The 14,139-nt window shown below is 67.8% G+C and carries 8 protein-coding genes; 5 read left to right on the forward strand and 3 right to left on the reverse strand.

Features of this window, described 5'->3' with window-relative positions:
- Positions 1-2: 2 nt before the first annotated feature.
- Genes GPA04_RS13835 through GPA04_RS13845 form a run of 3 tightly spaced genes read left to right on the forward strand, consistent with a single transcriptional unit; the run spans position 3 to position 9,402 of the window.
- A complete protein-coding gene (locus tag GPA04_RS13835) occupies positions 3-6,389 on the forward strand; it encodes a DEAD/DEAH box helicase (RefSeq protein ID WP_156224773.1) in 6,387 nt (2,128 codons plus the stop codon).
- Positions 6,389-8,665 carry a 3'-5' exonuclease gene (locus tag GPA04_RS13840; RefSeq protein ID WP_156224774.1) on the forward strand — a complete coding sequence of 759 codons (2,277 nt, stop codon included), beginning with the start codon at positions 6,389-6,391 and terminating at the stop codon, positions 8,663-8,665. The genes GPA04_RS13835 and GPA04_RS13840 overlap by 1 nt, the downstream gene beginning before the upstream one ends.
- Before the next feature lie 2 nt (positions 8,666-8,667).
- Positions 8,668-9,402 (forward strand): hypothetical protein, encoded by a 735-nt coding sequence (locus tag GPA04_RS13845; protein WP_156224775.1) that lies wholly within the window; start codon positions 8,668-8,670, stop codon positions 9,400-9,402.
- Between the two features lie 59 nt (positions 9,403-9,461).
- Here GPA04_RS13845 and GPA04_RS13850 read toward each other — a convergent pair whose 3' ends face one another.
- A complete protein-coding gene (locus tag GPA04_RS13850; protein ID WP_156224776.1) occupies positions 9,462-10,148 on the reverse strand; it encodes an 8-oxoguanine DNA glycosylase OGG fold protein in 687 nt (228 codons plus the stop codon).
- 603 nt (positions 10,149-10,751) lie between these two features.
- Between GPA04_RS13850 and GPA04_RS13855 the strand changes: the two genes are divergently transcribed.
- The gene (locus GPA04_RS13855) at positions 10,752-12,080 is read left to right on the forward strand and encodes an MBL fold metallo-hydrolase (RefSeq protein ID WP_241680825.1); all 1,329 of its coding nucleotides are present in this window, start codon (positions 10,752-10,754) and stop codon (positions 12,078-12,080) included.
- A gap of 22 nt (positions 12,081-12,102) precedes the next feature.
- Entirely contained in the window at positions 12,103-12,423 is a 321-nt protein-coding gene (locus GPA04_RS13860) for an MSMEG_6728 family protein (RefSeq protein ID WP_156224778.1), read from the forward strand.
- Between the two features lie 135 nt (positions 12,424-12,558).
- On the opposite strand, the gene GPA04_RS13865 is transcribed toward GPA04_RS13860, so the two are convergent.
- On the reverse strand, positions 12,559-12,927 hold the full coding sequence (locus GPA04_RS13865) for a hypothetical protein (protein WP_156224779.1): 369 nt from the start codon (positions 12,925-12,927) through the stop codon (positions 12,559-12,561).
- 105 nt (positions 12,928-13,032) lie between these two features.
- Positions 13,033-14,037 (reverse strand): ketose-bisphosphate aldolase, encoded by a 1,005-nt coding sequence (locus tag GPA04_RS13870; RefSeq protein WP_156224780.1) that lies wholly within the window; start codon positions 14,035-14,037, stop codon positions 13,033-13,035.
- Between the last annotated feature and the right edge of the window lie 102 nt (positions 14,038-14,139).

A 14,139-nucleotide genomic window follows, 5' to 3' on the forward strand; every position in this document is an offset into this window, starting at 1 on the left:
CTATGAGCGAACTCATCCCCGTCACCCAGGCAGCGTCGCAACGCAGCAGCCTGCTCGAGTACCTCGGCACCACGTTTTCGCTCAACGATGTCGGCACCCGGCTCGCTCTAACGGAGTTTCTCGACAACCCCACATCGGGCATGTTCCGCGGCCCCTACGTCCGGCTTCGACTGCCGTTCGCCCGTGCCGCAGAGGGATGGCGTGAGCACTTCGAGTGGTACGAGGGATTCCGGCCCTACGGGCATCAGGCCGCCACCTTCGCGCGGTTGTCGAGCCTGACCAACCCAAGGCCGCTGCCGACGCTCGTCACGACCGGGACCGGGTCCGGCAAGACGGAGTCGTTCCTGATGCCGATCCTTGACCACGTCAGTCGCGCCAAGCGGCAGGGCATCGACGGGATGAAGGCGATCATCCTCTACCCGATGAACGCACTGGCGAACGACCAGGCCGGCCGACTCACCACTCTGCTCACCCAGCACGCCGACCTCGACGGCATCACCGCCGCCCTCTACACCGGCCAGGGCGGACCGGAACGCTCCAAGGTCACCGTGGATGGCCTCATCACGAGCCGCGAGATTATCCGCGACACCCCGCCCGACATCCTGCTCACCAACTACAAGATGCTCGACCAGCTCCTGCTCCGGGAGAAGGACGCCAAGCTCTGGCGGGAGTCAGCAACCAGCCTCACCTACCTCGTCATCGACGAGTTCCACACCTACGACGGCGCCCAGGGCACCGACGTCTCCATGCTGCTGCGCCGCCTCGGCATCGCGCTCAAGTCCTACTGGAGCGACGACGACCCCACCATCACGCCCGCGGACCGCGCCCGCCCGCTCGGCCGGATCACCCCCGTCGCCACCTCCGCCACGCTCGGGAGCAGCGAGGACGCCACCGGTACCGCCGCTCTGCTCGAGTTCGCCACCACCGTCACCGGCGAGACCTTTGGTCCCGACGCGGTGATCACCGAGTCGCGCATCGCGATCGAGGACTGGGTCGGCGAAGCGCCGCGCTGGGCCCGCGCCCACCGATGGCTGCCGCTGGATCTCCCCGACGCGGCATCCGACCTTGCCGCTCTCGCCGGGCAGCGGCTCGACGCCGAGGCACTCACGCGCGCCGCCCTGGCAGCTCTGTTCCGCGTCGCGCCAGCTGATGTCGACCTCACACGTGAGGTGGGCGCCGTCGCGCCCGCAGCCTCAGCTGACTGGGCATTGCCGGACCTGTCCACACTCGACGAGCAGGATCTTCTGGAGCTCGCCAAGGCCCATCCCGTGATCGCCGACCTCGGCGACCTCACCGGGGACGCCCTCGATCTCACTGAGCTCGCGACCGCGCTGACGCCCCGCCGTGCGGACGCCGAGTATGACCCGATCACGGTCGTCTCGACGATCCTCACAGCGCTGTCTCACCTGCGCGCGCGCGTCGGCCGTGACGCCGTGTCGGTGGACGTCCACCTCTGGGTCCGCGAGCTCACCCGCGTCGACCGGATCGCCGGCTCATCGCCACAGTTCCGGTGGAGCGACGACGGCGTGGTCATCACCTCGCACGGCGAGGAGGACAGCCCCGGGTTCCCTGCGATCTACTGCCGTCACTGCGGACGCTCCGGTTGGGGTGTCGCCCTCGCCCCGACCGGCACCGACCTGGACACCTCGGACGCCGACATCCGCGGCCGGCACCTGCGACGCGACGAACGGTTCCGGCCACTCATCCACGCACCCGGCGAGGCCGAGACCGTGGGAGACGGCGCACCAACCGATGCCGAGCACAGGAACTTCATCTGGTTCCACGTGCCCGAGCGTCGGCTCGTGCTGCGCCGCGACGACGCCGCCCATCAAGAAGGCGACCTGCTGCCCGTGCTCACCCACCGCGGTGACGATGCCGGGAAGCGCTCGACGGACGACGTCTGCCCCTCCTGCGAAGAGCCCGACGCGATCCGGTTCCTCGGCTCAGCGATCGCGACCCTCCTCTCCGTGGCTCTCACCGGTCTCTTCGGGACGCCCAACCTCGACGCTGCCGAGAAGAAGGCGCTCGTCTTCACCGACAGCGTCCAGGACGCTGCCCACCGAGCAGGCTTCGTCCAGGCCCGCTCGCACGCCTTGACCCTGCGCGGGGTGATGCACCAGGCGATGGATGGAGGCGCCGTCGACCTCACTCAGCTCGTCGAGAACATGATCCGCAGCGCCGACGACCCCCACCAGCGCTACCTCCTGCTCCCTCCGGATCTCGCCGACCGGAGCGCCTTCCGGCGGTTCTGGGAGGCGAAGCGTCTCCGGGACGTGCCGAACGCCGTGATTCGTCGCGTCCGCAAGCGACTCATGCTCGACGTGCAGCTCGAGTTCGGGCTGCGCTCGGCCGTCGGGCGCACGCTCGAGGCCACCGGCTCCGTCGTGGCTGATGTCGACGTCGACGACGCCGTGCTGCTCGCCGCAGCCCGGGAGGCATTGGAGACGCCGGGGGCGACCGACCTGCTCGACGGCCTAGGCCCTGACGACACCCAGCTCGTGCGCTGGGTCCGCGGTGTCCTACATCGCATGCGCACTCGCGGTGCCGTGCAGCACGAATGGTTCGACACGTTCCGCGCCGAGGATGGGCGCCGTTGGTCCATCTGGGGCGGCCGGCCGCGCCACGACGGGATGCCCGCCTTCCCGCGAGGCGCGTCAGCCCCCGGATACCCACGGCTCGGCGGCAGCGCCACCGACTCCGATCTCGAGCCGGCCACCTCGCCGCGCGGCTGGTACTCGGGATGGACGTCGAAGACGATGGGCGTCGACCGCACCGGTGGTGCCCACCTGACGCGGGCGTTGCTGACCGCTCTGGCCAAGAGGACCGTGGTCGGCACCAGGCAGTCCGGGTCCGGTGCCACGACCTTCCACCTCAGCCCGGACAACGTCACGGTGCTGCGTGCTGATGTCGCAGCGCTCGAGCGGGGTGATCTTGCGCTCGCCTGTGACACCTGCGGGGAGAAGGTACACGCGGCGGTGGCACGCGTCGCGGTGCTCGACGGCGGACCGTGCTTGGTGGATCGATGCGCCGGGCACCTGCATCGACAGCCGCTGACGGACAACTTCTACCGGCGCATGTATGCAGCGCCCGACGTGCGACGGGTCGTGGCGCGCGAGCACACGAGCCTGCTTCCGGATGACGTGCGGCTGGAGTACGAGACCCAGTTCAAGGCATCCGACCCGGCACCCGATGCCCCCAACGTGCTGGTAGCCACACCGACGCTGGAGATGGGCGTCGACATCGGCGACCTGTCCGCCGTCATGCTCTCGTCGCTGCCGAAGTCGGTGGCGTCCTACCTGCAGCGGGTGGGACGCGCGGGGCGACTCACCGGCAACTCGCTGACCCTGGCGTTCGTCACCGGTCGAGCAGAGCAGCTGCCGCGGTTCACCTCCCCGCTGCAGACGATCAACGGTGAGGTGAGGCCGCCGGCCACCTACCTGGCTGCCGAGGAGATCCTCCAGCGGCAGTACATCGCCTCGATCGCCGACGCCCTCGCGCGCCGCTCCGACGCACCTCACCCGGCCACCAGTCCCGAAGCGATCGGCTCCGTCGAGCCGGGCAGCTATCTTCGGGCGCTCGTCGACGAGGCGGAGGAGGATTCCGGCGTCCACCTCGATGCGTTCCTCGACGCGTTCGCCGACCTGCCCGAAGCGGCCGTCACGTTGCTGCGGGGGTGGGCAACCCGGCCCGACGGCGTCACACCGATGACGAGCGGACTCGCCGCTCGCTGCCTGGCCGCGAGCGCCGCCTGGCGAACGCGGGTGGAGGAGCTCGACTTCCGCCGTCAGGAGATCGAGAAGGCGATCCCCGAGTTGCAGCAGCTGGCTGAGAGCCCTGCGGCCTCCTCGGAGGACAAGGACAACCTGCGGACCGCGAGGGCCGCCTATGGCCTCGGAGGGAAGCAGCTCAGCGAACTGCGGGGGGAGTACTGGGTCTCCACGCTGGAGGAGTTCGGGCTGCTGCCGAACTACACGCTGCTGGATGACTCCGTGACCCTCGAGGTCTCGCTCTCGTGGATCGACCCGGAGACGCAGGAGTACCGCGACGAGCCGATCGTGGTCGAGCGCGGCTCAGCCCAGGCGCTGCGGGACTTCGCTCCCGGGGCCACGTTCTATGCACGCGGGTACGCGATCGAGATCGACGCGGTCGAGCTCGGCCCGGACTCCGTGCGCACCTGGATCTGCTGCCCCGCATGCGGCTACGTGCAGGAGGAAGAGCCGGCGCCGTCGACCTGTCCGCGTTGTCGCGCCACCGGGATTGCGGACGTGGCGCAGCGGCTGCCCGTCGTGGAGATGAAACGGGTCTCCTCGGCGATGCGCCGCGAGGAGGCGGTCATCGATGGGGAGCGCGATGAGCGGCTGCGCGAGCAGTACCAGGTAGCGACGCTCGCCGACATCGACCCCGAGCGGGTGGTGCGGCGCTGGTTCGTGGACTCGTATGGTTTCGGCGCCACCTACGTCCGAGACATGACAGTGCGCTGGGCCAACCTCGGCAAGGGCAGCGCTCGGGGGGCATCGAGAACGCTGGCGAACGAGGAGAGCACCGCACCCTTGTTCCGGCTGTGCTCAGCTTGCGGAAAGCTCGACACCACGACCGGAGCAAACCGAGCGAGCGAGCACCGACCCTGGTGTCGACTTCGGCGCGCCACCGAGGAAGAGGCCACGAGCATCGCGCTCACCAGGTCGCTGCGGACCGAGGGTTTGGTGCTGCGGCTGCCGTCGTCGGTGACGCTGGGGGATCGGTTCGCCATCCCGAGCTTGTCCGCGGCTGTGCTGCTGGCGCTACGGGAACGGCACGGTGGGTCACCGGACCACCTCGCCATCGCGCCGATCGTGGACCCCTCCCCGCGCGATGAGGAGAATCCGGACGCGCTGCTGCTCCACGACATCGTGCCCGGGGGTACCGGATATCTGGCCGAGCTGGCCGACCCGGAGGCGGTGTGGGCGATGCTCCGCCGGGCGTGGTACGTGCTGCGGGAGTGCCCCTGCCGGTTCGAAGGACGGCTGGCCTGCGAGCGATGCCTGCTCCCGTTCGCACACGGCGCCGCCGTGGAACGGACCTCGCGGGCGGTTGCTGAGCGGGCCCTGCGAGCACTGCTGTTCTCGGGCTCGGCACCCACGGGTGTTGACGAACTACTCGAGGTGGCCGAGGACATGCGGTGGTTAGTGACCGCCGAGGAGCCCACGGCACCGGATCGGGAGTCCCAGCTCGAGCAGCTGTTCCGGATGGTGCTGCGACAGCGGTTGGAGACCCTTGGCGCAACGATCACCGAGCAGCCAGGCACCGAGGGCACCGCCTGGCAGATCGTGCTCGGCGGCGGAAGACGATGGCGGCTGGAGCCGCAGCAGTTCGTCGCCGGCTCCAAGCCCGACTTCGTGCTCACCAGCAACCACCCGGAGATTCCACCAACCGCGATCTTCACCGATGGTTGGCGCTACCACGCCTCTCCGATCATGAACCGGATCGCCGACGACGCTGCCAAGCGTGAAAACCTCCGGATCGCCGGCTATCAGGTGCTCGCCTTCACATGGGAGGACCTCGACGCCGCTCGCACGCCGTCGACGGGCTCGGTCACGGTTCCGTGGCTAGCTCCCGGGGCGACCCAGGTCGTCCTCGCACAGGCTAAGGATGGGCTCTCGCCGGCCACGCTCGACCTGGTGACACGACCTCCGTTCGAGCTGCTGATCGACTGGATCGGCAACCCGGCGCCGGATCGACGCACGGCCCTGGCTCGGTGGCTGCCGCTGCTGGTGCTCCCCAAGGCCAGAGGCCAAGGCCTCGACGGTGAGGTTCCTCTCGCCGAAGCTGGGGTGCGGGCGCTCGACGGCGACCCGGTGCCGACTGGTGCGACGGTCGGCGGCGTGTGGCGGTACGACACGCTCGCCGTCGCCGTCCGCGTCACCGACCGAACGAGCTTCGCATGCGAGATCGCGACCGTGCTCGACGACCGGACCGACGCCGTCGGACAGGATCACAAGGATGCCTGGAGAGAGTGGCTGAGGCTGGCGAATCTGCTGTCGTTCAGCGAGGGCGGGATGCGGATCACCGCAGCGTCGATCACGAAGGCGGGCCCCGCCGTCGAGCCCGAGGATCACACTGCCGCTGACGAGCAGGACATCTCACCTGCCTGGGCGCCCCTGATCCACGAGGCGATGCCGGAGGAGCGGGAGTTGCTCTACTCGCTGGCGGATCTCTCCTTCGTTGCCCCGGCGCCGGTGCTCGGCGAGGAGGCTGGAGATGGCATCCCAATCACGTTGTCGTGGCCCGCTGTCAAGGTGGCGGTCGACATGGGTGAACTTGCAGAGGCAGACCGCGAGTCGCTCCGGACACAGGGTTGGCGGCTCGTGCCTGCTGACGTCGCAGAGCTGAGAAAGGCACTGGAGGACTGATGCCCCACGTCATCATGCAGGCCGGGAAGCAGAAGCTCGACGGCAGCGTCAAGAAGTCCGTCTTCGAGTTCTTGGAGAAGCTCGGCGAGGACGACGCGCTGCCCGGCCTGCACATCGAGCCCATCACCGGGACCCTCGATGCGCGAGTGCGGACGGGGCGGGTCAACGACTTCTGGCGCGCGGTGCTGTTCAAGCTGCAGGGAGAGGCCGATCCGGAGCCGCACTATCTATATGTGGGCACGTTTCCGCACGACGAAGCGATCACCTATGCGAAGAAGGTGCGGCTGCGGGTCAACCCCGTCAACGGCATCGCCGAGCTGATCCAGGAGACGGAGCCGACTCTCCATAAGACGCCAGAGTGGACGCAGTCCGCGCCGAAGGCACCTGAGCCGGTGATCTCGTACCCGATGCTCGAGACCCAGGGGATCTCAGAGCAGGATCTGCTCGCCCTGGGTATCGAGGCGGCCTTCGCGGCTGCGGCCGTGGCCGTGACGAACGAAGAGGCCCTGCTGGCACTGGCCGAGGAGGCGCCGGCCCAGTGGCAGGGTGTCGCGGTCCTCGACCTGGCATTCGGCAAGAAGCTCGACCAGGTGAAGATGACCATCGGGCTGATTCCCGATCCTGAGGACGAGGAGTCGGCGGTTGAGGGGCCTGCGGTTGAGCCGCCGGCGCCCAAGACTGAGGACGACGAGCTCTTGGCGGCCATGCGTCGCAAGGGTGCACAGCTGCAGTTCCGGTTCATCGAGGACGACGAGGAGCTGCGCGCGGCGGTCGAGGGCGACTTCGCCGCGTGGCGGGTTTTCCTGCACCCCGAGCAGCGGGCCTATGCGACGAGGAAGCGGAACGGCGCGTTCCGGCTCTCTGGCGGGGCGGGGACTGGAAAGACGGTCGTGCTACTGCACCGGGCGCGGCACCTGGTCCGTTCGGATCCCGCTACGCGGGTTGTGCTGACGACGTTCAACCGAACGCTGGCGGACTCGCTGTCTGATCAGTTGGCGGTGCTGGATCCGAAGGTGCCCACGGTCTCGCTCGGTGGCTCGGGTGTGACAGTGGCGTCTGTGGACGCACTGGTGCGAAAGGTGCTAACGGCGCCGGATGCCGGCCTGGCATCGACCGAAGGCGCGATGGGCGCCGTCGAACGCGTGCTCGGGCCACGGACGATCGAGGTGGTGTCGCAAACAGCCCAAGGCGCCTGGCAGGCCGCCATCGACAGAGTGACCGAGCTCCCGCCGCACCTGCGCAGCGTGACGTTCTTCGAGGCGGAGTACGCGACGGTGGTGCTGCCGAACCTCGTGCGTACAGAGGCGGACTACCTAACCGTGCGGCGACCCGGCCGTGGCGTGCCGCTGGCGCGGGCAGCACGGAAGGCGGTATGGGAGGTCATCGCCGCATACCGGGCGGCGGCTGCTATCGCGGGCACCACCGACTGGGACGAGAAGGCCATGATCGCGGCTATGTCGCTGGACGATCGGGTGCGGCGAGGGCTCGAGCGGCCTGCCGACAGCATGCTGGTGGATGAGGCGCAGGATCTGACGCCGTCTCGGTTGCGGTTCCTGCGGGCGTTGGTAGATCAGGGACCGAACGACCTGTTCCTGGCCGAGGACGCTCACCAGCGGATCTACGGGCAGAAGGTGGTGCTGGCGCGGTACGGCATCAACATCCGTGGGCGTTCGCGGCGACTGACGCTCAACTACCGGACGACGGCGCAGAACCTGAGCTTCGCCGTCGACGTGCTCTCGGGTGCGGAGTACTCGGATCTGAGCGACGAATCGGCGAGCGTCGAGGGCTACCGGTCGTCGCGCTCCGGACCGCAGCCGCAGCTGCGACGCTACGACTCGTTGGCGGCGGAGTACGCCGGAGCGGCGACGACCGTACAGGCCTGGATCGACGACGGCGCCGCACCTCACACGATCGGCGTGCTGACGCGAACACGCCACACGGCCGAATCCGTGGAGCGGGAGCTCCGGGACGCGGGAGTCCCCGTGCGCTTCGTGGAACGGGACACGTCGAGCTCATCGAACGGCTCGGTGCAGGTCATGACGATGCACCGCGCGAAGGGCATGGAGTTCTCGAAGGTCGTGCTCTTCGAGATGAGCGCTGGTGCCGTCCCGTCCGCGTTCGCGCTCGGGAACGTACCTGAGGGCGAGATCGCGGATGCCATGCTTCGCGAGCGTTCGCTCGTCTACGTTGCCGCGACTCGGGCACGTGACGAGCTCGTCGTGGTGTGGAGCGGCGAACGAAGCCAGCTTCTTCCTGCAGACCGTGTTGGAGCCTGATAATGACGGAGTTGGCAGAGCAGCCTGAGACGCTGGCGCGTCGCTTCCTTGATGCTGTGTCGCGAATCGAAGCCGCAATCAAGCGTCGTCATCCCGACGCATCACGGAGTGGCGGATTAGGCACTCTCGTGCGTTCCCTCGATCGTCGGGACAAGGTAATCCGCACCTATCATCGGGAACTCACCGACTTTGCCGAATTGCGCAACGCGATCGTCCACAACCCGTACGACGGTGGCATCCCCATTGCAGTTCCGTTGGTCACGACAGTGACGCGGATCGAGACGATAGCCCTGCAGATCGAGAACCCTGTCACTGTTGAGACGGCACTGCGCGGCTTCCCACCGCTCCGAACCGTGAGTCGGGCGTCACGGATCCACACGCTCATGCGGGACATGCTCGAGTACGACTACTCACAACTCGTCGTCTACGACCCTGACCAACCCGCAACCCTTCTGACGACCAACACGATCGCCCGCTGGGTCGCGTCCGTCATTGACGACGAGGGTGAGGGCGTTCTGCTGGCAGCGACGGTAGGCGAGCTGCTTCAGCTTGCAGAAGAGGAGGTGGTATCTGCCGTGAAGCCGCGAACACCCATCGCCGACGTCATCGCCAAGTTTGCGTCCGAATTCGTGCCCCGGGCCGTGCTGGTCACGCGGACCGGGACCAGGACCTCGGACCCAGTCGGCATCTTTGTCACAGCTGACCTACCTCGACTCAACCGCCTTCTCGACACTTAGCGGTCGCCCGGCGGGTGGTCGTCGACAGTCCGACGATCGCCTCATCCAACTGCTCTCACTCAGGCGCGGCTGAGCTCGAAGATCTCGAGCTCGACCTGTGCAGGAGTGCGCGGCGACGGCGCGCCGGTGCCCCAGTGCGTGAGGAGCTCGATGTACGCCTCGTAGTCCGTCGTGTTGTAAGGGCTGAGGTCGGGGCGGCCGTCCGTGTTGTTGCGGATCCAGTCGCGGACGCGCTTGTCAAGGATCGGCGCGACGCCCTCACCATCGAGCGAGTTCGCGGCCGACGCGAAGTAAAGCCACTTGGTGAAGAACGCGCCGCGAAGGTAGGGGATGCGGCCCTGGTTGTTCAGCAGGAAGAAGGCCTGCACCGGACCGTCGCGCCTGAGTTTGATGACGGCAGCTTCCAGGCGATCCGCAACCGTGGGATCGACAGGAGCGGTCACCTGTGCCTTGCTCCGCCGTCCGGTGAGGATGGACCGCGTCCTCGACGCGCCGTAGCCGCCAGGTCCTCCCCAGATCATCACGGGAATGAACGCCGACAACACCTCGCCCGCCGCAAGTCGGTCGTGGACCACACGTCGTACAGCTTCCCGTTCGAGCTGCCGCGGCAACTCCCGCACGGTCGCATCGACTGCCGGCAGGTCCTCGAGCACGGCCCGCCACCGGGCGAGGTCGAACGAGAACGCCCGCTGGGGTTCAGGAGCATTCGCAAGTCGTGTGGCGAGGGGAGCGGGGGTAGTGGTCATGCGTCCTCCAGTGGTTGAGATCAGCGTGCAAGTGCGGGGCGAGGTGGATGAGGATCGGGTCGTCCGGGTCGAGCTGGGCATCGCGACGGTTCTAGCGCTCGATGCGGTCGAGGATCGAGGGGGAAATGCCCAGCGTGCGAGCCACAGCGGCCCTCCCGAGACCGGGGGCCGTGAGGCATCGGGCTGCTCCCGACCGTTCAACTTCATTCATGCTCCGCCCACCCCCCTGCGGCTCGGCGGAACCCAGCAGATGGCAAGTCTCCACGGGTGAGATGGCGCCCTCCCGGATCACAGTCCACTCATGGCTGCTCGTAGTGCCGCCGGATGGCCGTGGACATGAGCCGTCGTCGTTCGATCACGAACTCGCAAGAGGAGCCGGCGTCCACCTCAGCCAGCCTCGCGGCACGGCGCTCTCGCGGACGTTTCGCAGCAGCTCTGCTTCTGTGGCGATCTCGCCAAGGCTAGGCAGATCGGTTGGTCGCCCATTCGTGGAGCAGAGCAAAAGCCGACGTACGTCTTCCACCGGGGGCGGGTGCAGCGATCGTTCAAGGCTGCCCCATCGCTGGCAGCAAATGCCAGGATGTGCTCATGCCCAGCCCCCTTATGCTCAGCGTCCTCAATGTAGGGGATGGCGCCTGCTCAGTCATAGCCGATAACGAGGGCGAGCATCTGGTATTGGACTGTGGGTCGTGGCGCTCGGGCGGCGCCCTGCAGGCACAGATCCTCGCTTACTCCCTAGGTCGGCGGCTGTCAAAGGTAACCACGCTTGTGGTGTCCCACTTCGACGCCGACCACTGGAAGGGGCTTAGAGCGCTGCCGACCGTGGCTCAGAGGGCGCACCTGCCAAAGCAGATCGCGATCCGGTATCCCGGCCTGTCCCGGGTCGGCCGGGAGACGACAGCGGCCTTCATGGCTCTGCGGATGGTCGACGACGGCGTCAGCCTTCGTGCTCAGGACCTGATTGGCGCCTGGCGCCCAGTGGCCGAGGTCGATGCGCAGCCGATGTTCGCCGGCGAGCAGCTCGAGCTGGGAGATCAGACCTTCGATGTTGTTTGGCCACCACGCATTCTGCCCGACTCTTGGTCGCGGGCCGCGCGCCGGACGTTGGAGGAACTGTCAGCGCTTGCGGAAGACTTACCTGAACTCAAGCGAGCGCTCAACGAGGCCTATGAGGACGCATGGTCGGGTGCTGTCGGAGACGAGACTACCGACGGTCCAACCGGCGGCGGACCCAACCAGGTATTCGAGGAGCCTTTTGAACATGAAGGGCACGACGGGTATCTGGGCGGACTAAATGAGGCCCAGCGCGCGCGGGTCGAGGGGGACGTCGCCTGGGACCTCGCCGCCAACGGGGTTTGGGGCGAGGCGCCGTTGCCAGAGTGGCCTCACGGCTCTGAACTGCCCGAGCATAATGCGAAAGGCGGCATGGATCGGATTGACCTCGATGGGCAGGCAAACGGTTTGGCCTCGGACTACATGGCACCGGAGTTCTCGGTCGACGAGGAGTCGATCCCAGAGCCGCGCAGCGGCCTCGGTCAGACGGGGCACACCGAGTTGTTCGGCCCGGGCTCTGCCTTTACCGAGCACCGCGATAGGCTTCGCGACCTGGCTCGCAGGTTGGGCGTGCTCAACAACCACCTGAGCTTGGTGCTGATTCACCAGGAAGCCGGTTTCGTCGCCCTCGGAGATGTTAAGGGGTGGTCGCTGCAGCACGTGTCGGGTCAACTACGCAAGATCGGTCCGATGTACAGTTTGGCCCTGGCTCCGCATCACGGCACCGTGAGGATGCCGTCCGACTTCCCGCACGTATGCATGTGCGTTCTGCAGTGTGGGCCGTCGCACGCCCTTAGATCCGATCGCCATGTGAACAGTCACCAGTGCGAAGCCTTCTTTGCGACCGAGGTGAGCGGGAACCTGTACAGATGCCTCTAATAGGGACTCGCGCGGTCTCGTCGTGCCTGGGTACGGCTGGCGCCACCATCCCGCCGTCAAGATGTGGGCCGCTCGCCTCGGGGCCCTTGGCCGCTACGGAATCACCTGCTGCGAGGTCTGGCTGGCCCGCGGCTACGCCGACACCTGCGCGGCCACCATCGCCGCCGACGTCGCCTCCGCTGGCGTCGCCACGATCCGCAGCGGGGTCGAGCTGATCGCCGCGGGCGCACTGCCCGGACGGCTCGGCGTCGACGAGTTCCGCCGCCGTCACCGCAGCAGGCTGCTCGCCAAGGACCCGGCGCACTACGGCTCGCTCTTCACCGAGCCCGTGGACCTCGAGTAATGGTGGCCACCAGCGGAGCCGGACCCCGAGGCGATGCCTAGCTAGAGCGCCAGTCGTCAGGTTCAGATGAGTCCGAGGCTGAACGTGGCGCTCTCTCCTGCGAACCCGTAGTCGCGACGTCCGGAGCGCGCGAGCTCATGCGCCGTGCCAGAGGGCAACAGCGCGGAGCCTGGCCGCGACCCCCAAGGCACGCGCATGGAGCTCAGCCACCTCCGCGTGCCACGGCTCACGACGCCCGCCGAAGTCAACAGCCTTGGGGTTGAGCCACTCTGGGCCTGACGGGAGTGACCCGCCCAGCGCGTCAAGATCGCTCTTGACGTAACCGGACCTGATGAGCTCTTCCGCGAACTGCGCGCGACACCGGAACATCGCCGCGAAGTGCACGTCACCATGGGCAGCCAAGATGCGTCCCATACGCTCGCACGACGTTGCCAGCTCGAGCATCTGCGAGTGACGATCCCCGGCGCTGAACTCCCGGTACTCACCAGGCTCAGGCGATGTCATGCGGTCAATCATCCAGCACAGCCGCGGCGAGCGTGATGCCCACCCGGTCCCGACGGCGGGGGCATGCCCTCGATGAGGTGCGCCCCGCCGTCGGGAGACTAGAGGTCAGCCGAGGCTGAGCGCCGCAGCCTCGCGAACGGGCGTCCCCACGTAGTCAGCAGCGCGCCCGGCCTGGCCGAAGATCGCCATCCGCTCGGCGATGATCTCCGACATCGCGGCGCGACCGGCCTTGGCGGCCGGCGCCGGGTCGGCCGCCAGCGGGTCGGCGGCGAGCGCCACCCGCATCGCCGCCGCGTACGCCATGTGCGAGTCCATGCCCTGGTTGATCTTCGTGACCCCGAGCTTGGTGGAGCGCGCCTTCTCCTCGTCCGGGACACCCCAGGACTCGGGCAGCCCGCCGCCGTGGGCGTTGATGATCTCGCGCAGGTGTGCTGGCAGCGAGGACGAGCCGTGCATCACCAGGTGGGTGTCCGGGATCAGCGACGCGATCGTCTCGATCAGGTCCATCCGCAGCACGGTGCCGTCGGGCGGGCTCGTGAACTTGTACGCCCCGTGGGAGGTCCCGATCGCGACCGCGAGCGCGTCCACGCCGGTCTCCTCCACGAACCGCTTCGCCTCCTCCGGGTCGGCGAGCACGATCTCGGCGTGCGTGGCGCCGTCTTTCGACCCGCCGATCGTGCCGAGCTCGGCCTCGACCGAGACCCCACGGTCACGCGCATACGCCACGACTTCCTTGGTCACCGCCACGTTCGCCTCGAAGCTCGTCGGCTTGTGCGTGACCGGGTCCAGGCTGCCGTCGATCATCACGCTCGAGAACCCGGCGTCGATCGCCCGCTTGCACGTCTCCGCATCCGGACCGTGGTCCAGGTGCACCACGACCGGGATCTGCGGGTAGTGGTCCACCGCGCGCAGCAGCAGGTCCCAGTACAGCTCGTCCGAGGCGAACGCCGAGGCCCCCGCGATCGTCTGCACGATCACCGGCGAGTTCGTGGCCGCCGCCGCGTCCAGCACCGCCTCCACCTGCTCGATGTCGGTGACGTTGAACGCGCCCACCCCGTAACCGCCGGCGCGGGCGTGGTCGAGCACCTCCCGCAGAGAGCACAGTGTCATCGTGGTGGCCTTTCAGTTGCGGACGGCGGTGGTGCGGGTGCCTGAGCAGCCCCGCTCGGGCGTTACCATAACAGAACGAAACCAAACAACGTTGGTTTAGTT

The organism is Pseudactinotalea suaedae (assembly GCF_009733815.1).
GTDB classification, from domain to species: domain Bacteria; phylum Actinomycetota; class Actinomycetes; order Actinomycetales; family Beutenbergiaceae; genus Pseudactinotalea; species Pseudactinotalea suaedae.

Excerpts from the sequence above, each read along its gene's own strand:
- GPA04_RS13835 (WP_156224773.1), top strand. The coding sequence starts at position 3 with ATGAGCGAACTCATCCCCGTCACCCAGGCAGCGTCGCAACGCAGCAGC.
- GPA04_RS13840 (WP_156224774.1), top strand. The coding sequence starts at position 6,389 with ATGCCCCACGTCATCATGCAGGCCGGGAAGCAGAAGCTCGACGGCAGC.
- GPA04_RS13845 (WP_156224775.1), top strand. The coding sequence starts at position 8,668 with ATGACGGAGTTGGCAGAGCAGCCTGAGACGCTGGCGCGTCGCTTCCTT.
- GPA04_RS13850 (WP_156224776.1), bottom strand. The coding sequence starts at position 10,148 with ATGACCACTACCCCCGCTCCCCTCGCCACACGACTTGCGAATGCTCCT.
- GPA04_RS13855 (WP_241680825.1), top strand. The coding sequence starts at position 10,752 with ATGCTCAGCGTCCTCAATGTAGGGGATGGCGCCTGCTCAGTCATAGCC.
- GPA04_RS13865 (WP_156224779.1), bottom strand. The coding sequence starts at position 12,927 with ATGACATCGCCTGAGCCTGGTGAGTACCGGGAGTTCAGCGCCGGGGAT.
- GPA04_RS13870 (WP_156224780.1), bottom strand. The coding sequence starts at position 14,037 with ATGACACTGTGCTCTCTGCGGGAGGTGCTCGACCACGCCCGCGCCGGC.